Source organism: Psychrobacter sp., assembly GCF_041554015.1.
In the GTDB taxonomy this organism is placed as follows: domain Bacteria; phylum Pseudomonadota; class Gammaproteobacteria; order Pseudomonadales; family Moraxellaceae; genus Psychrobacter.
The window spans coordinates 1-21874 of sequence record NZ_JBFFMS010000031.1; the positions used below are offsets into that span (position 1 = coordinate 1).

The window sequence follows — 21874 nt, forward strand, 5'->3', positions numbered from 1 at the left end:
ATCGATAACCACGTTGCGACCTTTAGGGCCTAAAGTAACTTTTACTGCATTTGCTAGAACGTTTACGCCGTCCATCATTTGTTTACGGGCATCAATGCCAAATTTTACGTCTTTTGCCATGTTAAATTACTCCACTATTATAAGTATGAGAATACAGTTAAATGTTTCAATAATTTTTAAATAATGTTGTCAAAATGCGCTGAGTATAAAAATACCAAAAAAGGACTAGCCTTCTAACACACCGAGTACATCAGATTCTTTCATAATCAATAGCTCTTCGCCGTCAACTTTTACCGTTTGACCAGCATATTGACCGAACAAGACTTTATCGCCAGCTTTTACGTCTAACGCGCGGATTTCACCGTTGTCACGAATCTGACCGTTACCGGTTGCAAGCACTTCACCTTGTGAAGGCTTTTCTTGCGCAGAACCAGGAAGCAAGATACCACCAGCCGTTTTTGTTTCTTCTTCTATGCGGCGGACAACAATACGATCATGTAAAGGACGAATATTCATCAATATGTCTCCAGTAATTGGTTATTTGAGTTAAAAGTTTATTTGGTTTGTTAGTCTCAACACCTTATCTTCAAAAGCCCTCTTATAAAAAATGCTTTTACTAAGATAAGCCTTGAGCTTGTATCAAAAAGTGGGGGCGCAGTGAGTTGCCTTCAAGTGTAAAGCCCAAAAATTTACAAGAATTTTTATTTGTAGACAACTCCTATGAGAAAACCAGAATAAATGACAGACAACCTTTAAATAACAAGCATTGTCTTGTCAGACTTACAGCAAGTTACGTAGATTGCGGATACAAGTCATTAGCGTAACATCGACTACAAGAGGCAAACGACCGCGACATCCTTACCCCTTGAAAGTGTAACAAAGTATGACCATTATAGTCTTCGTAAATATAACTCAATCTGTATACTGCAAAACCATGAGTACCTCATATGTAATACACAGCTTTACTGCAGTTATTGTCTGATATGAATTAATTAAGGAATATCCATGACCGTCTATAATGATAAAAAACATCGTAAGTCTACTTTTTTAACGGCTTTAACCAGCAGTGCGAGCATTGCTGCTATCGGAGCGTTAGGCATGACCGCACCAACGATTGCCAGTGCAAAAGATATTCAACCGTCGAGCGCCAGTTATACCTTTACGGTTGAGGACAAATATAAAGGTACAGCCACTCGCAGTTTGGTTAAATCAGGCAACACATGGAAATATGATGTCAATGCGCGAGTCGCTGGTGTCGCAAGTGCCAATCAGCACAGTACCTTTGTTATCAAAGGTAACAATGTCAGTCCAACACAAGCCAGCACCACCTATAAGCTATTGGGCCTTGGCCGTACCCATAAGCTAGACTTTAATTCCAGCAGTAAAAAAGTAGTGAGCAACTATAGAGGTAAGTCGACGACCATGAGTATGTCGCAGCAAGCCTTTGATGATTTGAGCCTTGAAGTGCAAATTCGCCAAGATTTATTAAATGGCAAATTCTCTGGCAATTACTATATGGCAAAACACGATAAAATCGAGAAAACCCCCTTTAAAAAATCTGGTAATACTAAGATAACGGTTCCGGCTGGTACCTTTGATACCGTGCGTGTCGACCGTATCCATGAAGACAATAGCCGATCGACCAGTTTTTGGCTGGCACCAAGCTTAGATTATCTGCCAGTGAAAGTCAGTCAGATTAATGATGGTAAGAAGATGGATTTAGAATTGTCCAAAGTAAATTAACCGCATTTATCCTCAAGCGTAAGAAATGAAAAAGCGGCAAACTAAATAGCTTGCCGCTTTTTTATGTCAGTTTTTATCAAAAACTTTAGGGAGCTATTGCCCAAGCTTCGATGTTGCAATGTAGCAATCTTGCAATGTCGTAAGGCAAGACCTTAGGAGCGCGGCTGCTTTACCACATTATTCATCGAAGGCAAGCGCTTTAATAAGATAAACAGCCAGACATTAATCAAAAATAGCAGAGCAAAATCAACGAAATAGACGGTAATCTCTGCCCAGCTGCTGCCATAAGCGCGCGTGAATAATACAACCCCACTTGCACCTAAATAGACCAAGGTAAACATACTGTCTATCAACAAGGCATAAGGCGAGCGCCCGCGTAGTATCGATGGGGTTAAGACAAAGGCTGGTATCAGCCATAGGGCTTGCCATGCGATACCGCCGATGATATCAGGGCGACTAGGATTCAAGACACTGATTAAAATTGGCAGCGCCAATAACCTAAACGCCAGCCATACTAGCCACGTTACAATTAAACGCTGACGGATAGGGTTAATAGGCTTTAGCAGCTGGGTTGTTTGATTAACGGCTGCGACTGTTTGCGGTTGACTGTCGTCATGAGAGAGGTTGTTAGCCATTAGAGATATATATTTCCTAATTGTTCATGCCAAACAGTAATGGATGGGCGCATTAGCGACCCCAGTTAGCTTGCGCTAATGCAGCTGCCGTAATCGCCAAGCGACGCCCTTGAGCGATGCCAAGCTCGCGCTCATCAGCAGATACAGGTTGATCATGGGAAGCGCCGCTGACATGGCTTGCACCATAAGGTGAGCCGCCACGGGTAGTACGGTTTAAAGCTGGCTCAGCATAAGGGACACCGACGATCATCATGCCATGGTGCAGCAAGGGTAACATCATCGTTAGTAGCGTCGTCTCTTGACCGCCATGCATAGACCCTGTCGCCGTAAATACTGCCGCTGGCTTGTTTTGTAGATTTCCTGCCAGCCATATGGTGACAGTATTGTCCCAAAAATACTTCATGGGCGCGGCCATATTACCAAAGTGCGTTGGGCTGCCAAGTGCCAGACCGCTGCAATTCTTTAGATCGTCCATGGTGCAATATAAATCCCCTTCATCAGGAATCGCAGGTTTGCTTACCGTGGTTTCAGGCGCAACGGTCGGCACCGTACGAATACGCGCGGTCATGCCCGCCTCCTCGATACCTTGAGCGATGGCATAAGCTAATGTCTTAGTCGTACCGTAATTTGAATAATAGAGTACCAAAACATAAGGGGCGGTTTGACTCATTGGCAAAACTTCCTTATAAAATCGTTAACAGTGACATACATAGTGCCCATTATGCCCGAGTCATTCACTGACATGCAAACAAACCCTACTACTTGGCAGCATACCGAAGCTACTCGCCAAGTATATTACCTGCCGTATTTACGTAACCACTCAGTACAATCTAATGCATATTGACACAATTAATGCGCAGATTCAGACAATCCATCTTTGTTACACTATCTGCACTCATTATCCCTGCTAGATGGTCGTTATGGAAAATCTATTAAAAAAAATACCTTTTTTACATCAACGTTGGTTTCAGTTCTTACGTTTTTTGACGCGTCATTTCTTTGAGGACAATTGCCAGCAAAAAGCGGCATCCCTGACCTATACAACCTTGTTGTCAATTGTGCCTATCTTGACCGTACTTTTGATGATTTTGTCTTCAGTGCCAGCACTTGCTTCCGTTAGAGCGCAGATTTATGAGGTCATTTATAGTAACTTGCTGCCGCAATCGAGCCTGCAAGTCAGTAAATATATCAATAATTTCGCTGAGAAATCATCCAACCTTACCATCATCGGGGCGATGTTCTTACTTTTTACTACCATCATGACTTTGACCACCATTGAGCGCGCTTTTAACCAAATATGGCGCGTGGAAGATCGTTCTGGTGGCATGAGAAGCATGCTGCGCTATTGGACCATCGTCACCTTGGGACCCTTGGTGCTGGGTACGGCGTTTATCGCCTCAAGCGCTGTACAAAGTCTGAGTTTGTTGAATAGACAAATTGGTGGTTATGGTATTGACTGGTCATTTTGGGTACAGATAGTATCAATTGCAGTTACGATTGCCGGCTTTATCAGTATGTATTGGTTTATACCAAAAGCACGCGTACCAGCGAAAAATGCGGCCATTGCCGGTGTCTTTGTAGCACTTGTCTTTGAGCTGATGAAACATCTGTTTGGTACAGTGATGGCAAACTTTACCAGCTATGAGGCAATCTATGGCGCATTTGCTGCGTTGCCGATTTTCTTATTATGGATATATCTGTCTTGGAATCTGATTTTATTAGGGGTCGAGATCAGCTATACCCTAACGATATTTGAGACAAAAGAGGTCTATCCGCGCCATCCCTTTTTAAGCTTACTTGATATGTTAAACCTTGTTTATACCCATCATTTAAAAGGTGAAGCCGTAAGCGAGCAGGCGCTGCGCGATGTCTTGGGGCGTAAAGAGCTGCCAAAATGGTATACCTATATCAACTATCTGCAAGACAGCAACTTGATCACCATGACAGAAGATGAGCACTATGTACTCAAAAGGGATTTGAGCAAAATGACCTTGTGGGATTTTTATCGTACCCTGCCCTATCCACTACCGATCAAAGATGAGCTCGATGAGATGAGCTTAGAAGATCAAAAACCTTGGCTTAGCCTATTGGTTAATCGCTTTGAAAACACCGAAGCCTATGCCAAAGCACAATTGAATGTGCCGCTTGGTGCTATCTTTGCCCATAGTGAACCACGTAAGAAAACTGCTAATGACCAAGCAGCGCACCATAAAAACGAAAAGCTGCAAAAAGGGAAAAATGCGCATTTTAGGAAATCTAGTGCGGCAACCTCCAGTCATTTATTACAAGAGCCTCTAGATAGTAAAGATGATCTGCCAAAATTTGAACCAGTCGCTTATGATAAGGATAGCGACATAGAACGTGATGAACATAATCGTGAAATCCTTATCCCACAAGATAGCGACGATACAAATAACAGAAACGCTGATTTGTCTAATACTAAACGCGATATTATTACAGAAGCCGATAACCCAAGATCGATGTGATTGTCTAAGTATAAAAAATAGATCAGTTCATCATCAAAACATAACAAAAAGATTTCAATTAGAGGTTAAAGCAATAATAAAATTTATATGTTGAACAAATGTCGTACATTATATTAACATAGCTGTTATATTACCCTCATTATAAAAATGAGGATATTTCATTGAAAGCGACCATAATATTTCCACTAAAGGCATTAAATATCGGTATTTTTTCTATCATGCTTACCGCTTGTGGTGAAGGCAGTGACACCCCTCCTCCAGTAGTAAACCCACCTGTTACTATACCTGGAATGAGTATCCCTGCTACACCACTTGAGCCAAGTACGCCTATTAAGCCACCAGTGACAAGTATTCCTGCAACCCCACTTGAACCAAGTACGCCTATCAAGCCACCAGTAACGAGTATTCCCGCAACCCCACTTGAACCAAGTACGCCTATCAAGCCTCCTGTAACCAGTATTCCCGCAACCCCACTTGAACCAAGTACGCCTATCAAGCCTCCTGTAACCAGTATTCCTTCTACGCCGATTGAACCAGCCACGCCTATTAAATATCCGGAACCGCAAAAAGACATTGCTGATTATTATTTATTAGGCTTTTTTGATTATGACGGTGTAGGTGAGACGCGAGAAATCCGTTCTGACTTACTAGGTTCTTTCCAAGCTATGATTCAATTTGGGCAGAGTCATACAGTAGATCCTCAAGGCAACGAAGAAAAGAACATGCCGCGCCTAACCGCAGAAAAAGATGCGCTGTTATTAGTGACACCTACGCTTGAGATGGGAGTAGTTGATCAACTGGTTGCTGAAATTTATCAAGATAGCCTACTATTACGCAGGGTCCATTTGGATGACCCGACTCATCTGCCACTTTCTGACCAAACAAATAGCGACGATAGACCACGTGTTACTTATAGTAAGCGTGCTTGGTCAACACGATTGAACTGGGATGAAGTAAAAGCTGGTCTCAAAATTCGCATTGTCGATGAACAAAATCGTAGTGGTGAATTGCTAGAGAATAAAATAGACTTTGCGGCGCCAGGTGAGCTGGTATTAACCAATATTCGTCTTGGTCTTTTAAGTCCAGTGACTGTAAATAGTGGTCATTATATGCTACTACAGCCAGAAAAGGCGGGGGCAGATTATTTCCAAACTATTCCTGCTGCTCAGATGACCGTCGCTAAATATGATGATGTCGTGCTTGATCGGGTGATGGTCGCGAATGGTACTATCTATGATATGGCTTCAGGTAGTGCTTCAGCTGGTGACGTTTATAACGGCGATATGCGCGAAAATACCGGCAAATCAACCTTTGGTGTCGGTATCAATCTGGCGAACTGGGGCATCACCAGCGCATCGATGCTAAGCCAAGAGCAGCCGCAACTTACCCAAAATGTCAATGCACACCATGCCCGTGGCAAATACGCCAACGGCATATTCAACCATGGCTTAAGCGGTGGTAATGGCATGCTGACTTTGATTGATTCGGTCGGTAATGAATTTAGTCATGAAATTGGCCATCATTATGGATTGGGGCATTATCCGGGTAAAGTTGGCGATAAAAAGTTCTGGTCAGAGCACCATGCAGATAGTGGTTGGGGATTCATGCCGCTTAGAAATAGAATGCGAGGTAACTTTGAATGGTGGCGCAAAGATGTCGGTGCCGGTACTGAAGACTCACCTACCTTCTTAAGTCAATATGGCTATGGTCGTGACGCCATGTCTGGTGGCTCTAATAACAGTGATATTTCACGCTATACTCATTACACCGGTTTTAGTACAAAAACCAAAATTCAGCCAGCATTCGATCGTTATATGTTTGCCAGTGACTCAATGACGGGCTATAAAAGATGGAATGCTGATCTCAGAAAGATGGAAGTGGCTCAACCAAAAGTACCAAAATCTAATAATGTTTGGTATAACAGCGCGGATGGCAATTATTTAAGACCGCGTTTGCAAGGCGTGCCTGTTTATACCATTTTAGGCGGTTATGACCCTGTCACACAAAAGGGTATTATTTATCCGGCAGCGCGTGGTAACTGGGGTAACGTTTTTGATTTGCCAGCGGCAAGTACGTCAGCTGACGTTGCTAGCTGCTGGTTGGCCGTCACTTATAGTAATAATATGGTCAATAATATTGCTCTTGCCCCTAATCGTATAAATGGCAATAGCAATGCCAATAAACTTCATGTCAATTTAGCGATTTCTGAAAACCCTAGCAAAGTCGATTTGTATTGTAAAAAAGCCAACGAAGCACAGGTATTATTATCATCAACGGCTATTGGTCCCTATATCGATACCATTAAGCCAGCCGTTACCTTTGGCAAAGAGCATGGCTTTAGCGCCTTAAGAAAAATCGAATTACCGCTATTAGAGCAACAACTTATAGATCAAGCGGCAAACCCGACTATTAGTTTGGACGCTAATGGTGAGCTGATATACCACTCTTATAAAACCGATCGTGATGAGCTACGTCAAGAGCTTAGCCCGCAAGCATTCCAAACATTAGAGCGTTATGAGCAGCAACAAGCAGCCATGTATCGCCTAAATCGTTGGGTCAATGTCTACCGTACTGATTTAGACGAAAGCGGGTCTGAGGTCATCACTGCTTTTCAGACGTTTGTCAAAGAACTAGGTCTACAAGATGACCAGCCTTTAGCAAACGTCAGCCCTTTACTTAATGGCAAAAACTGTCTTAAAGTCGAAACACTAGCAGATGGTAAGCTAAATGCTTTTATCAGCGGACCAAGTGCTTGCACAGGAGATGATTCTGAGCAATGGACTCAAGATACCAAAGGTCGTATTCACAATAAAATGGCGCTAGATCAGTGCCTAATGCCACAAGGTGGCAATGTCATTAACCTTGCGCCTTGTGATGATCAAGCAAGCTCACAAGTTTGGCAAATGGATGTAACCACCAACGCCATCAAGCAAGGCAATCAATGCTTTGATTTAGAAAATGGTTATTTGAATAATAATCGAGCACGCTTAATTCGTTATGGTTGTAATAATGGCGGTAATCAAAAATGGACGATGCTGACTAAAAACCCAAGCCTTATCTTAGCGACAGCTGGTAATAATCTGCCATTAATTGTGCAGAGCCTACAGAAACAGCCAGCCATGTTAAATAGTAGGCACGTTCAATCGCTGAATATGGATAGTAAAGAGGACTCTTCAGTACTAGCAAAAGTAGGCACCGCGATAAGTACATTTATTGACGATCTGTTTAGTTAGTATGAAGTTCAATAACGGTCAACGATGATGGTGGCTATAACTATAAATGAGGTTCAATGCAGTGACATTTAAGTTTAGTAGTGCCCAATATTGGTGTTCATTTACTTTTGATTGTTCATATAATGGTTCATAGTATTCAGGCCCAGTAGCGCTCATAGCTATAAACATAATCATCCCCAAAAAAATAAGTCTCAATGAGGCTTATTTTTTATCCCATTTTTAATGGATTATTTGCAGTGAATCAGGTACTTTGTTTTTAAGCGCTTTTATTGCTACCAGCCCTATTCTATAGAGCTGCTAACAACAGAAGAAATATTACGATCATTTGTGGAGCTGCTCACATTGACTAAACATGCTGAAGACAACTTATTTAACCGTCTATCAACGTCAAGTCTGCAAAGGCTGCGGCAGTTTGCTCAGCTGTGGTCATTTCAAACATTAACGGATTTGCCCGATCGTCTAAAAAACTTTTGGCAATGGCTGATTGGCTCTTATTGGTTTATTCCAACCACATGCGTCATCGTGGGTATATTGCTAGCACCCTTATTAGTGACTATCGATGAGCACTTTGATCGTGAAACGGTCAGAGAGATTACCTTCGCTTTTACAGGCGATGACAATGCTGCACGCGCTATTATGACTGCTATTGCAGGTGCGGTCTTAGGTGTGGCTGGTACCACGTTCTCGATTACCATCGCGGTATTATCGATGGCATCTTCGCAATTTGGACCCAGATTGCTACGTAACTTTTTGACCGATACACCCAATCAATTTGTTTTAGGGGCATTTATTGGTACCTTTAGTTATAGTTTATTGGTACTAAAGGCCATACATAAATATGACGTCGCCTCTGGTGTACCACAGTTAGCAGTAACCTTTGCCATTATAATGGCCATTATTTGCGCGCTATTATTAGTGTATTTTGTCCAGCATATGGTACACGCCATTCAAGCCTCTCATGTTATTCAAAATGCCAGCAATGATGCTATTAATAATATTCATTACTGGTACAGTGACCGCTGTGACATTCAACATCAGCGAGATATTGAACAAAACGATATTGAGCAGTTTCATCATTGGACTGCCATACCGATCTGTTCACCCAGCTCAGGCTACTTACAGCAGATCTATCTTGAGTCGCTAATCACGCTGACGCAAGATTACGGCGGCGTAATACAGTTACATATCAACCTTGGCGACTATGCCACCGACAAAAATGTCATTGGATACTTTTATCAACGTCCAGCAGACCATCCGCACAATAGACAGAAAACAGCAACGTCGGACTTGGCAGTATTGCCGCGTGCACCAGATGGAATGTTTTGGCAGAGGTTTGCCAGTTGTCTGCGATTAGAGCAAAGGCTGGCACATTCTAATGACATCGCTTACAGCCTAGGTCAAATGACTGAAATTGCCGTACGTGCCCTGTCGCCTGGTATCAATGACCCAAAGACAGCCGTCAATTGTGTGCAGTCATTGACCAGCTGCTTGAGCATCATGATGCGCCGTCAGCCGCCAAGCCCCTATCATTTTTATACGCCAAAAGAAGAAAAGGACGCCGCCAAAACTGAGGTCAAGCAAAAACGGCTGGCTATATTAGCCTTGGTTACCCATACGCCTCAGATATCTGACTTTATAAGTATGTCACTTGGCGAAATACGTCATTATGCAGCAGCTGATTTGATGGTATTAAAAGCATTATGTCATGCAATGATCAATCTAAATTATGCGCGAATAAACAGCGCACAGCAGCAAGCGCTCTTACAAGAGTTACATCTGATCCAGCAAGCTGGGCAAGAGAATTTGATTTATCAAGAATTGATTGATGAATTTATTACTATCTGTGAGCAGGCAAAGCAATTTGTGCTTAAGAAAGATGCGCAGCGTAGATATTTTAAATATGTTAGCAAGTATGCTATCGATACTGATCAAGTGGTACAAGCTTAAGCTTTTAGCTAACAACTGAAAGCATCATCTGGCTCAGTGATGACAATCAAAACAGAGGCTTATTTAGACTCTATAAGCCTTAAATTAGAATAATCTTCTTTATATCATACGAGATCCGTTTTATGGCATCTGCAAACAGCCTAACCATACTCGAAATCAGCGCGATATTTTTATCTATCACTGCTCTATTATCTTACGTCAATCACCGATTTATTGGGCTACCAACGACCATCGGTGTGATGGTCATCTCGATATTATTGTCAATCGGGGCGATATTTTTAGGGTTTTTAGGGTTCGATCAACTCATCGATTACGAGGTCAGCTTATTAGGGCAGCTTGATTTTACTGAAGTATTACTAGACGGCATGCTCTCGATGCTTTTATTTGCAGCCGCTTTGCATGTCAATATAGGGGATCTAAAACGTTATAGGCTGCCTATTGGCATTCTTGCTTTTATCGGTACTTTAGTATCGGCATTACTGATTGCTGGCGCTTTATATATGATGATGCCATTGTTTGGTTTTGAGCTCTCGTTTTTATGGTGTTTATTATTTGGCGCTTTAATATCTCCAACCGACCCGATTGCTGTGATGGGCATCCTATCATCCGCAGGGGCGCCAAAAAGTATAGAGACGGTCATCGCAGGCGAGTCATTATTTAACGATGGAATCGGCGTCGTCATCTTTGTACTGCTGCTCGGCATTCTCTCAAGCGGCGATATACCAACCGCCAATTATGTGGCGCATACCTTAGCGGTTGAAGCTGGTGGCGGTATTATATTTGGGTTGGTACTGGGTGCGATTTTATATTATATGATTAAGAGCATCGACAGCTACCAAGAAGAGGTGCTATTAACCCTAGCGGGTGTCATAGGCGGTTATGCACTCGCCAGCCATTGGCATTTATCAGGACCACTTGCCATGGTGATGATGGGGTTGATGGTTGGGAATCGCGGGCGTGCACTAGCGATGAGCGATAAAACGCGGCACTATATTGATTTATTTTGGGAATTGATCGATGAGATTTTAAACGCCATTTTATTTGTATTAATAGGTCTTGAAGTGGTGATGATTGCTTATTCGGGTAATTTATTCGTTGCCGCTGGCTTGACCATTGTTATCGCCCTACTTGCGCGTTTTATCGTTGTGGGCATGACGACCAAAACCTTTCATCGTCAGCTTGATTTGCCGACCGGCGCTTGGAAAGTGCTAACATGGGGTGGTTTACGTGGTGGTATTTCGGTAGCTTTAGTATTGCAACTGCCGTTGGGCAGCGAGCGTGATATTTTATTAGCCCTCACGTATGCGGTGGTCATATTCTCTATTTTGGTACAAGGGTTGAGCGTCGGCAGAGTCGCCAAAAGCATTCATCCTGATAAAAAATCAGCCAATATATAGCGCTTAAATGACGTTATTCATAAAAAGCCAGTTTAAGATCAATACCTTAAACTGGCTTTTTAAATTGTCATTTGAGCGTTGGATCTTATTAAATTAAGCCTTTGCGCTTCATATTACGATACACCACAATCACAATAATAATATTCGATACCAATATGGCAAGTTTGAACCAATCAAAGGGACTTACTATCAGATAGTAAAGCTCGATAGGAATAAATATCCCATAACCTAGCACCCCGAACCAGTACGCCCATGTTTTATCGTGCCACAGGCCATAGGCCTCAAGAAAGCGCAAGCTGGCATAAGCAAAAATCAATAATAAGAATACCGACCAGTTTTGGCTTGCCACCTGTGCAATATGTACCGCACTATCAACCTGCGGCGCCAATAGCTGACCGAATACTTGCTGCCAAGAGGCGGTCGCCGTAATGAGCCAATGCTCAAGATCAGTATGCCACGACCATAAAGCCCCCGCCCCCAATAGCGCACCGACGCCTTTAACCACCTCATAGACCGCCACCGCTTTGATAGATTCACTAGCCGTACCGTGCGCCTTTACGATTTGATCGCCCGTGTGACATTCGTTATCTTTTGAGGATAGCGGCAGCTGGTCATCCTGCCTAGGCCAGTTAGCCAAAGAAAGTCTCCACAACGCGGCCTTGCAACTGCTGGTTAAAGAATGGCGTATTCTTGCCATTTGATAGCATAGAGTCCGTTGTTACTTGCCATTCAAGGTTTGGATCAATCAGTACAGCGCCACCGATACTCTCATACTGCTCACTGATACCGGCAATTTTTGCCGGATTGAGACAGATTTTATCAACCAGTTGCTCAAGCGTTAATACCTCATCACGTACGAGCTGACATGCCAGCGCCATAAAGGTATCAAAGTTTGAGATGCCAGGCGTACTCTCAGCAAACGGGGCTTTTTTGGCGGTACTGTTCAATGGTTCGTGATGACTACATATGGCATCAATGGTGCCATCTTTTAGACCACGGCGGATGGCTTGCTGATCGGTATTACTACGCAGCGGCGGCAAGACATAGGCCTGAGCATTAAAGCCTTCGAGATTATCATCGGTCAAATACAACTGATGCATCGCTACATCGCAAGTAACTGGCAGCCCTTTATCTTTCGCCCAGCGCATCAATTCGATAGAAGATTTACACGACAGCTGACTAAAGTGAGCGGCGATGCCTGTTTCTTCAACCATCAACAACTGCGTTGACAAGGCAACCGTTTCAGCAATCCAAGGAATCCCCTGTAAGCCATGATATGAGGCAATATAACCTTCATGCGCCACCCCGTCACCGGACAAACTTGGCTCATCAGGATAGAAGAATACTTTCATATTAAAAGTAGCAGCGTACTCTAAGGTACGCAATAACACTAAGTCATTGCGAAAAGGTCTACGCGCATTAGAAACTGCAATACAGCCGCCTTTTTTCAGACCCGCAATATTGGAGGGATTCTCTCCTCGAAGTCCTTCTGTTAACGCACCTAAAATATGTAAATGAATGCCGCCATCACCAAGCGCACGCTCACGTAAACCTTTTAAAAGTGAGCCGTTTTCTAAAATAGGATTGGTATCTGGTGGAATGACCACATGCAAAAAACCATTACCGCGGGCAGCGCGCCCTTCTGACTCCAAAGTACCGTGCTGTTGTTGACCCGGCTCCCGTAGGCGGGCGCACAAATCCACTAAGGGCGGCAGTAGCCATAACTCGCTCTCTGCTTCAAGATTAGATAGTTTTTCAGCTACTGCACTTGGCAATGTATTCTGAAAATTTTGTGGCAGATGGTTAAGTATCGTGGCATCAGTGTTTATCGTATGAGACATGAGCGTTATTACCGTATCAATAAAATGGGATGAATAAATATAAATCAGCGAAATAAAGGGTTATTTATTCGCAGCTTGGTGAGCGCGCTGACCTTCCATCGCTAACGACAAAACTGCCATACGAATAGCGATACCGTTATTCACCTGCTTTAAAATCACAGATTGCGCACCGTCAGCAACGCTGGAGGCAATCTCAACACCACGGTTCATCGGCCCTGGGTGCATGACCAAGGCATCGGGCTTAGCCAGTGCCACCCGCTCTGGCGTAATACCATAGTGCTTATAATACTCACTCGACGACGCCAGCAGCGGCGAGCCGATACGCTCGTTTTGTATTCTTAATCCCATGATGACATCACAGTCTGTGACGCTGTCATTCATATTTTCATAAACTTGTACCCCAAAGCGCTCAATACCTTTGGGCAATAGTGTACGCGGCGCACAAACACGGATATCTTTTACCCCCAATGTCTGTAGCGCACTGATGTCAGAGCGTGCGACTCGTGAGTGTTTGATATCGCCAACGATAGCCACTGACAACTCCTCAAATGGACGCGGCGCTTCACGATGAATGGTCAGCATATCAAGCATGCCCTGCGTTGGATGTGCATGCCAGCCATCACCGCCATTGATAATCGCAATATCGGGTGTAACCTCTGTTGCCATAAAATGAGCGGCACCTGATGCTGAATGCCGTACCACAAAGATATCCGCCGTCATCGCTTGTAGATTCCACAGTGTATCGCGCAAGCTCTCCCCTTTTTTGGTACTAGAGCGCTCGATATCGATATTGAGCACATTAGCACCCAGTCGCTTTTCTGCCACCTCAAAGGTGGTGCGCGTGCGCGTTGAGGGCTCAAAAAACAAATTCATCACCGTATAGCCTTCAAGCTCAGGACGATTAATCAGCTGTCCATTGTCATCAAAGAAGGTTTCAGCTTTGGCAATGATTGCCTGCAACTGCGCCTTATTCAGACCTTCGATACCTAAAAAATGACGAATACGACCATCAGTATTGAGCTGCGGGCGACTCAATGACGCATCAAGTTTTTCATGAATGGTATTAGGATCAAATTTTGCATAGTCTGTCGGCGAGACGGGAGGTATTGATTGGCTATCGATAGAATTTGACATAAGGACACGTCTTCATTAGAGGTTTATATGATTTTATAATAAGTTAGCGTTCATTTTTTAACGGTTTTGGCTCGATAATAGGGCAGACACGCATACAGACAAGGACATTTTGCTGCTTATTTGCTACAATTTACCGCAGTGATATCAGCAATACTGAAATAGAGGCGGCTCTCGTTTTGTAGAGTAGATGCCCATCCTTTGGCAAAAGTATTAAAAGAGCGCCTCTAAAACCATCATTGAATAATAATAGTGTTAGTGTAGCTGATTTTCAGGTCAGGACAAAGACGCCTTAGTCAGTATTTAACAATATCTCTCATATCAATATAACGTAATCAAATCTTAGACAGGCGTTCTTCTTTAGCTTGTAGCCCTCTTATCAGAATGATTCATTAGGAAACACTATGACGACCTTAGCACAGTATCTGAGCACCCACGCCACTACCCCTGCCCTCAATGACGTTATCACCACCGTTACTGAGGTCGGTAAGACCATCTCACAATTATTGAGAAAAGGTGCTTTGGCAGATATCTTAGGTGAAGCGGGTAATCAAAACGTGCAAGGTGAAGACCAAAAGAAATTAGACGTCTTGGCCAATGATTTATTATTAGATGCTTTGGCACAAAACAGCCACTGTGCCGGTGTTGCATCAGAAGAGCTTGACGATGCTACCCCAGCCAATCCAGATGGCAGTTTATTGGTACTGTTTGACCCCCTTGATGGCTCATCTAATATCGATATTAACATGGCGGTTGGCACTATTTTCTCCATTTTACCGTATCAACGCCAAAGTCAAGTCAGTGAAAATAGCGACTTTTTGCAAGCTGGCAATCAGCAGTTAGCCGCCGGTTATTTGTTATATGGCACCTCTACCGTACTGGCACTGACCATTACCGATCATGTTGTAATGTTTAGCCTAGACCCAGACACCAATGACTATGTGCTGATAGAAGAAAATGTCACCATCGATGCCGATACCAGCGAATACGCTATCAATGCTTCCAACTACCGTTATTGGCGCGCACCCATGCAGCAGTATATCGATGAGCTTATCGCGGGCAAAACAGGTGTTCGTGGTCGTGATTTTAATACGCGCTGGGTGGCGGCTATGGTCGGTGATGTGCATCGTATATTGTGCCGCGGCGGTCTCTTCACTTATCCGTTCGATACCAAATATGCCAATAAAGCGGGCAAACTGCGCCTCATGTATGAAGCCAATCCGATGAGTTTGCTCATTGAGCGTGCCGGCGGCGGCGCTACTGACGCCGTCAATCGTATCTTGGATATAGCACCAACCGATATTCACCAACGCGTCCCAGTGGTACTTGGCAGTAAAAATGAAGTCGATTATGTTAAAGAGTTGCATATGAGTTATAACGATAAGTAAGCTCGTTGCCATTACTTTGATAATCATCGGTGTAAAGCCAGAGCATTTGTAAGCGTTATACCGATGGTTTAATTTTTCTCTATTTTTCTCTAAGCGAGCCACTATGGTAGCAAATCCCACCGAGCTTATTACCTCAGATAAAAATATGACCGTCAAACTTGTCAAATCCTTGTTAACGCAAGCGCGGCAACGCAAAAAGCAAGGTCAGACCGTCATTGAAGGTGTGCATCTTATTGACGCGGCGCTTCGTAGCGACTATCCGTTCGTACAAATACTACTTGCAGACTCAGCACATCAGCACCCTGAGGTTCAGCAGATTTTGACGCGACTGCCAACTTACACGCCTATTTTGACTTTATCAGATACCCTATATGAGAGTATTCGTAGCTTGGGTACTGGCATCGACATTATGGCGCTAATTACTATACCAACGCCCAGCTTAGCGGTAATTAGCGATGACTGCCTGATTCTTAATGATGTACAAGATAACGGTAATGTAGGCACGCTACTGCGCACTGCCGCCGCAGTTGGCATACGCAATATCCTATGTACCAGTGGTACCGCACAAGCATGGTCACCAAAAACACTTAGAGCAGGTATGGGCGCACAGTTTGCCCTAAGCATTTATGAAGATCTAAATGTGCAAGATATTTTGGATCATGTGCAAACGCCACTATTTGCGACCAGCTCGCATACTGATACTGTCATTTATCAGCATGACTTAAAGCAACCTATTGCTTGGATTATGGGACATGAAGGTCAAGGCGTATGTGATGAGCTGATGCAGTGTGCTACCCCTATCGCTCTGCCGCAGCCTAACGGCCAAGAAAGCCTTAATGTCGCCATTGCAGGCTCATTGTGCTTATATGAGACGCTGCGCCAGAGAAAATATACTTAGCATTAATGTTCGATATATCGATCAGCACTTATTAAAAAATGACTGATAGCACTATTTTGCGTTATCAGTCATTTTTAGTTTAAGAGTAAGCTAGGTTTTTAATTCGGCCTCTTAACTTTGTGCTTTTTTAAAGCCTTCAGCATAGTTATTTGGGGCATTAAAATTGGTGAAACTGATGCTAATAGATTTATCTAGCCCTTCTACGCAATGCCACCAGCCGATAGGAATAAATAACGCATCGCCTGCATCAATAGTAACTTCAACTGGGGTCACATGCTGCATCAATGGATGTTTTTTCAAATCAATATTGGGAAAGTCGACTTCACTATATACGTGCAAATCATTATAGAGCCAAGGTACTTGCCAAGCTGGAATCAAAGTAACCTTTTTAGCGCCATATACCTGAACCAACATATTGTTAGTCAAGTCATGATGGAGCGGCGTAAAAGTACCTTTGGGTCCCATCCAAAAATACGTACTAAAAGCGGCATCAGTGTCTAAAAGCTGGCGGTAGCCCTCACCAAAATCCCCGATATCATCAAGTGCTGATCTGATGGCTTCAACGTTTTGTTGCGTATTATTGGCAGTCATATAATAGTTATTACTGTCACCATTATTTTCTATCATATTGACAAATTCAGACATCCGTATCGATTTGCGATACTTATCAGAATGGCGCTCAAAAAGCGCGTCATTTTCGCGATCGAACTGCACCTCAATTTCCGCATCGCCTAAAAACTCAGCAAAGTATTGTGGACTCCACTTTTTAAGAGCAGGCCAATGATCAATGCCCTTTTTAAGCATCACAGGCTTATGCTTACTATAATAATCTCTAATAAAGGTCTCAAATTCGGGCGTATCAATGACATCAAGCTGTTGATTATAACCTGTATCCAATCTAGCCAAGTGATCACAGGTTTCAAGTAGCCATTCTCGCTTTTTTAGCGTTTTAGCAGCCTTTATACCCGCTCGTAAATAAGGGCTTTTTGAAGCCGTATCTACCTCTAGGGCAATCTCTGCCTCGCTAAATCCCTGCTGCGCCAATACGTACGCAATACTGCTTTTACTGGTTCCCTCAAGTAGATTAGTAGCGACCCATTCTTTCCAATTATTCGGCAGCTGACGAATGGGTTGCTTGCTGTCATTTACCACTGGCTCTAATTCATCATTGAGAGCGGCTTTGATCTGAGCATCTGAGAAGCGATTGCTCTTTAATGTCTCAATGATTGTCTCTGTTTGGACACCGCGTATGATGTTCGTCGCGACCCACTCATGCCATTCTTGAGGTAAGCGTACTGCCGCGTTTAACCCTGCACTCATTAGTATCTCCTAATCCCTTATGTACTAATTCATTGGTCCATAGCATCCAGTTATGAGTAGCCTCTCACGAGCATATATTCATAACAATCACCTGATTATCATTTAGCTATCACTTAGCTTGCAGGTGCTATAGTTAAGCTATTTATTCAAAATTCTGCTAAATTAGCAAACTAAATTTTAGTCTATCATAATGTTTAGGCTAATAGAATCAAAATTGATTGTCTAGATATAGGCCATTATAAGGATTTGAATTTTTACATAAAAAAAGCCTCCGATTCATTGAATCGAAGGCCTTCAAAACTATTATAGATTAAACGATATCAAGCACTGAACCGTTTGGATTTAAATCTTGCTAGTTAGCTCAGGTAAGGCTGTGAACAAATCAGCTTCTAAGAAGTAATCAGCAACGCTAGCGATAGGCGCTTCTGGGTCATTATTGATTGCAACAATAACTTTAGAGTCTTTCATACCAGCTAGATGCTGAATAGCGCCTGAGATACCCGCTGCAATATAAAGCTGCGGCGCCACGATTTTACCCGTTTGACCGACCTGCATATCATTTGGTACATAGCCTGCGTCAACGGCAGCGCGTGATGCACCAACAGCAGCGCCTAGCTTGTCAGCTAATGGCTCAATATATTTAGTGAAATTTTCACCATTTGCTAGAGCACGACCACCAGAAACCACGATACCTGCTGAAGTCAACTCAGGACGGTCAGATTTGGCCATCTCTTCATTCACAAAGCTTGATTTACCAAGCTCTTGTACGTTATCAAGGGTTTCAACAGCGGCTGAACCGCCTTCGCTTGCTACTGGATCAAAAGCGGTGGTACGTACCGTTAATACCACTTTATCTTCTGAGGTTTTGACAGTTGCTGTCGCGTTACCAGCATAAATAGGACGCTCAAACGTTTGTGCGTCTACCACTGCAGAGATCTCTGATAGCATACTAACGTCAAGCAATGCGGCAACGCGCGGTAAGAAGTTTTTACCAGTAGTGGTCGCAGGTGCCACAATATGACTGTAATCACCCGCAATATCAGCGACCAATAGCGCCAAGTTACCTGCTAATTGATGCTCATAAGCGGCATTGTCTGCTAGTAATACTTTAGTCACGCCCGCTGCTTTTGCCACTTCATCAGCTGCTGCTTGTGCGCCACTGCCGGCAACCAATACATGGATATCGCCACCGATTTGCTGAGCGGCAGCAATCGTATTCAAAGTTGCCTTTTTCAGACTGGCATTGTCGTGTTCTGCATATACCAAAATTGCCATTGTTTTTATCCTTTATTTATTCGTATCATCTATTCATACGGTTGTTGATATACAAAGCCATGTTATGTCCAATATCACTACCAGTTATTTAGAACGTCATGGCTTTGTAGTAGATAAGCATGAGCAAAGTATTAAATAACTTTTGCTTCATTTCTTAGCTTATCGACCAACTCGTCAACTGAACCTACCTTGATGCCTGCTTTACGCTCAGCAGGTGGCATAACTTTAATGATTTCTTGCTTAGATGCCATATCAACACCGAAATCAGCCGGCGTTTTCTCATCAAGTGGCTTTTTCTTGGCTTTCATGATGTTAGGCAATTTTGCATAACGAGGCTCATTCAAACGCAAATCAGTGGTAATCACTGCCGGTAAATCAAGTGCAACCGTTTGCAAACCACCATCGATTTCACGCGTTACATTGACTTTACCGCCATCCACTTTTACTTCTGATGCAAATGTACCCTGACCGATACCCATCAATGCCGCTAGCATCTGACCAGTTTGGTTGTTGTCATCATCAATCGCCTGCTTACCCAACAGAATGATATCGGTGGACTCAGACTCTGCGATATTTTTAAGTATTTTAGCGATTTGTAGTGGATAAGGTTTTGCGTCAGTCACGACCAAAACACCACGGTCAGCACCCAATGCTAAAGCTGCACGAATCTGCTCTTGTGACTCTTTTGGACCAATTGATGCCACAATGATTTCATCAATCACGCCCGCTTCTTTAAGACGAACCGCTTCTTCTACGGCAATTTCATCAAAAGGGTTGATTGACATTTTAGTGTTAGATAAATCCACGCCAGAATTATCAGCTTTTACACGAACTTTTACGTTGTAATCAATGACACGCTTGACCGCTACTAATGCTTTCATACGTTCCTCGTTTATTAATGTTATGAATTAAAATTGCCAGTTAAGAACCAAAGATTCATTGCTTCAAAATCATCGTTCAAAATAGTACTCAAGGTTGATTGCTGCGTCAGCACCTATCAGGTAATAAAAAATATCAGACCATAAACAAGATATTGGTATCACACTCTCTATCTATAAAATCTGCTAAAGCTAAGCCAACCGTTATTATCAGACCTATGTATCTTGCGTGAGCTCAGCCCTAAGGTCAAGACAACGCCGTGAATAATGCGTCATAAATTTGTCACCGTTTTATAATAAACAGTTTATAAGCGCCTAGTCACATCATTTTTTATCACAGTTATTGTTATTTTCCAAATTTTTCAGGCTATCTAAGTGATTTATCACTATTTATACAAAATAACATGACCTTTTTATGATGGTTATAACTCAAAAATGTTACATAAAAAAAGCAACCTGATCAGAGGTTGCTCTTTTTTAAAGTCTAAACAGTATTTTTATTGTTTTAACAAACAAAGGTATCTATGCATCTTGATAATCTTATTGTCATTAAGTGCGCTGAAACAACAGCTGCCTCAATGTCAAATGAGATTAGATAGCTTCGATTTGCTCAGCTTGTGGGCCTTTCTTGCCATCACCTAAGATGAAAGACACTTTTTGGCCTTCGGCTAGAGTTTTGAAACCACCGCCTTGGATAGCGCTGTAGTGAGCGAATACGTCTTGTCCGCCGTTGTCTTGCGCGATAAAACCAAAACCTTTAGCTTCATTAAACCACTTTACAGTGCCTTCAACTTTCTCTGACATAAATTTTCCTAACTCTTTAACTGTTGGCGAGACGTGTGTCATCACCGATTAATTGATATATACCCAAGTATTTTTTGCAGAATGCATAAGTAAAATTTATCAAAACATATGGTATAGGTCTTAATATATTTACCCAAAATCCTTTGAGTACAAGCTGATTATAACAGCTTTTACTAAGTGCAACAGCCTAAATTGATGATTTTTGTAATCTATTTATATTCATTCTAGAGAATCCAACTTACGACAAACACGAACTTAATTTATTGATATCAAAGATATTTTTATCATCATTATTTTTTATGTTATATAAAAGGCTGTACCGTCTTCAAATACAGGTCACGAATCATGTTTATATTTAGCCATACAAGATAAGTAAGATCATTGAGCAATCGGTAACCATGGCGAGCTTAATACCAATAAACACAGCGCGAAAAATATTAGAGCAAATGACTGACTATAAGCAATATATTTAGCAGGTATGACCAAATCTTTTGGAGAATCAGGAATGCCTTTACGCTTCAACAAACGGGCGCCATAGATCCAGCCAAAGGTTGTGTAAAGACCATAAGCCGCCGGAACAGTAACTGCTAACGGCGTCAAATCAATCGTGTATAACATTACAACTGAGATAAAGAACCAGGAAGTATCTACAATCGAGCTGATTTGGAAGAATTTAGAATTTGGTAGTTTGCCAGCGGTTTTTTTGAGCATCTCCCCTTCGATCCAAATCAAAACGGCAACGACAGCACTAAGAGTAAGGTAGATAAATTGCGGTGTTAGCCACTCAGGATAAGATATTTGCACAACAGACAACCTGTAATCGATAGAATAGAAAATGAAAGCACCCTTGGCATTAATGCATTGGCACATTGATAGCACAAGGATGAAAATAACAAGG

Annotated in this window: 19 protein-coding genes; 7 read left to right on the forward strand and 12 right to left on the reverse strand. The window is 42.7% G+C overall.

The genetic code is table 11. The features are described 5' to 3' along the window. The coding region (locus tag ABYU67_RS08770; RefSeq protein ID WP_372844650.1) for a hypothetical protein at nt 1–120 on the reverse strand (120 nt) is incomplete at its 3' end. A gap of 105 nt (nt 121–225) precedes the next feature. Further along, nucleotides 226–519: a co-chaperone GroES gene (locus ABYU67_RS08775; RefSeq protein WP_372844626.1), complete on the reverse strand. Its 294-nt coding sequence runs from the start codon at nt 517–519 to the stop codon at nt 226–228. 486 nt (nt 520–1005) lie between these two features. Between ABYU67_RS08775 and ABYU67_RS08780 the strand changes: the two genes are divergently transcribed. Next, nucleotides 1006–1743: a DUF3108 domain-containing protein gene (locus tag ABYU67_RS08780; protein ID WP_372844627.1), complete on the forward strand. Its 738-nt coding sequence runs from the start codon at nt 1006–1008 to the stop codon at nt 1741–1743. Nucleotides 1744–1895: 152 nt separating this feature from the next. Here the strand turns inward: ABYU67_RS08780 and ABYU67_RS08785 are convergent, their stop codons facing one another. Both ABYU67_RS08785 and wrbA read right to left on the reverse strand, forming a co-directional pair. Next, on the reverse strand, nt 1896–2378 hold the full coding sequence (locus ABYU67_RS08785; protein ID WP_372844628.1) for a hypothetical protein: 483 nt from the start codon (nt 2376–2378) through the stop codon (nt 1896–1898). Between the two features lie 52 nt (nt 2379–2430). Next, entirely contained in the window at nt 2431–3048 is a 618-nt protein-coding gene (gene wrbA, locus ABYU67_RS08790; protein ID WP_372844629.1) for an NAD(P)H:quinone oxidoreductase, read from the reverse strand. A 250-nt stretch (nt 3049–3298) separates the two neighbouring features. Between wrbA and ABYU67_RS08795 the strand changes: the two genes are divergently transcribed. The 4 genes from ABYU67_RS08795 to ABYU67_RS08810 all read left to right on the forward strand — a co-directional run bounded on the left by ABYU67_RS08795 (nt 3299) and on the right by ABYU67_RS08810 (nt 11441). Continuing rightward, complete coding sequence (locus ABYU67_RS08795; protein ID WP_372844630.1) at nt 3299–4864, forward strand: YihY family inner membrane protein; 1566 nt, start codon at nt 3299–3301, stop codon at nt 4862–4864. A gap of 173 nt (nt 4865–5037) precedes the next feature. Beyond that, nucleotides 5038–8097 (forward strand): M66 family metalloprotease, encoded by a 3060-nt coding sequence (locus tag ABYU67_RS08800; protein ID WP_372844651.1) that lies wholly within the window; start codon nt 5038–5040, stop codon nt 8095–8097. A gap of 342 nt (nt 8098–8439) precedes the next feature. After that, nucleotides 8440–10044 (forward strand): DUF2254 domain-containing protein, encoded by a 1605-nt coding sequence (locus ABYU67_RS08805; protein WP_372844631.1) that lies wholly within the window; start codon nt 8440–8442, stop codon nt 10042–10044. Nucleotides 10045–10166: 122 nt separating this feature from the next. Then, nucleotides 10167–11441: a cation:proton antiporter gene (locus ABYU67_RS08810; protein ID WP_372844632.1), complete on the forward strand. Its 1275-nt coding sequence runs from the start codon at nt 10167–10169 to the stop codon at nt 11439–11441. Between the two features lie 88 nt (nt 11442–11529). Here ABYU67_RS08810 and ABYU67_RS08815 read toward each other — a convergent pair whose 3' ends face one another. From ABYU67_RS08815 to ABYU67_RS08825, 3 genes are read right to left on the reverse strand one after another with little or no spacing between them, the layout of a single operon-like run. Next, entirely contained in the window at nt 11530–12078 is a 549-nt protein-coding gene (locus ABYU67_RS08815) for a DUF2127 domain-containing protein (RefSeq protein WP_372844633.1), read from the reverse strand. After that, nucleotides 12071–13282, reverse strand: coding sequence for a dihydroorotase (locus ABYU67_RS08820; RefSeq protein ID WP_372844634.1), 1212 nt, complete (start codon nt 13280–13282; stop codon nt 12071–12073). The genes ABYU67_RS08815 and ABYU67_RS08820 overlap by 8 nt, the downstream gene beginning before the upstream one ends. 60 nt (nt 13283–13342) lie before the next feature. Further along, nucleotides 13343–14416 (reverse strand): aspartate carbamoyltransferase catalytic subunit, encoded by a 1074-nt coding sequence (locus tag ABYU67_RS08825; protein ID WP_372844635.1) that lies wholly within the window; start codon nt 14414–14416, stop codon nt 13343–13345. A 401-nt stretch (nt 14417–14817) separates the two neighbouring features. On the opposite strand from ABYU67_RS08825, the gene ABYU67_RS08830 reads away from it, so the two are divergent. Together ABYU67_RS08830 and ABYU67_RS08835 are read left to right on the forward strand one after the other, a co-directional pair. After that, a complete protein-coding gene (locus tag ABYU67_RS08830) occupies nt 14818–15801 on the forward strand; it encodes a class 1 fructose-bisphosphatase (RefSeq protein WP_372844636.1) in 984 nt (327 codons plus the stop codon). 103 nt (nt 15802–15904) lie between these two features. Continuing rightward, a complete protein-coding gene (locus ABYU67_RS08835; protein ID WP_372844637.1) occupies nt 15905–16699 on the forward strand; it encodes a TrmH family RNA methyltransferase in 795 nt (264 codons plus the stop codon). A 111-nt stretch (nt 16700–16810) separates the two neighbouring features. Here ABYU67_RS08835 and ABYU67_RS08840 read toward each other — a convergent pair whose 3' ends face one another. From ABYU67_RS08840 to ABYU67_RS08860, 5 genes are all read right to left on the reverse strand, one after another. Continuing rightward, nucleotides 16811–18019 carry a cupin-like domain-containing protein gene (locus tag ABYU67_RS08840; protein WP_372844638.1) on the reverse strand — a complete coding sequence of 403 codons (1209 nt, stop codon included), beginning with the start codon at nt 18017–18019 and terminating at the stop codon, nt 16811–16813. Between the two features lie 342 nt (nt 18020–18361). Next, nucleotides 18362–19294 carry an electron transfer flavoprotein subunit alpha/FixB family protein gene (locus ABYU67_RS08845; RefSeq protein ID WP_372844639.1) on the reverse strand — a complete coding sequence of 311 codons (933 nt, stop codon included), beginning with the start codon at nt 19292–19294 and terminating at the stop codon, nt 18362–18364. 131 nt (nt 19295–19425) lie between these two features. Beyond that, nucleotides 19426–20175 (reverse strand): electron transfer flavoprotein subunit beta/FixA family protein, encoded by a 750-nt coding sequence (locus ABYU67_RS08850; protein ID WP_372844640.1) that lies wholly within the window; start codon nt 20173–20175, stop codon nt 19426–19428. A 588-nt stretch (nt 20176–20763) separates the two neighbouring features. Further along, nucleotides 20764–20976, reverse strand: a complete 213-nt coding sequence (locus tag ABYU67_RS08855) for a cold-shock protein (RefSeq protein WP_372844641.1) — start codon at nt 20974–20976, stop codon at nt 20764–20766. Between the two features lie 378 nt (nt 20977–21354). Further along, nucleotides 21355–21780 (reverse strand): hypothetical protein, encoded by a 426-nt coding sequence (locus tag ABYU67_RS08860; protein WP_372844642.1) that lies wholly within the window; start codon nt 21778–21780, stop codon nt 21355–21357. Nucleotides 21781–21874 lie beyond the last annotated feature (94 nt).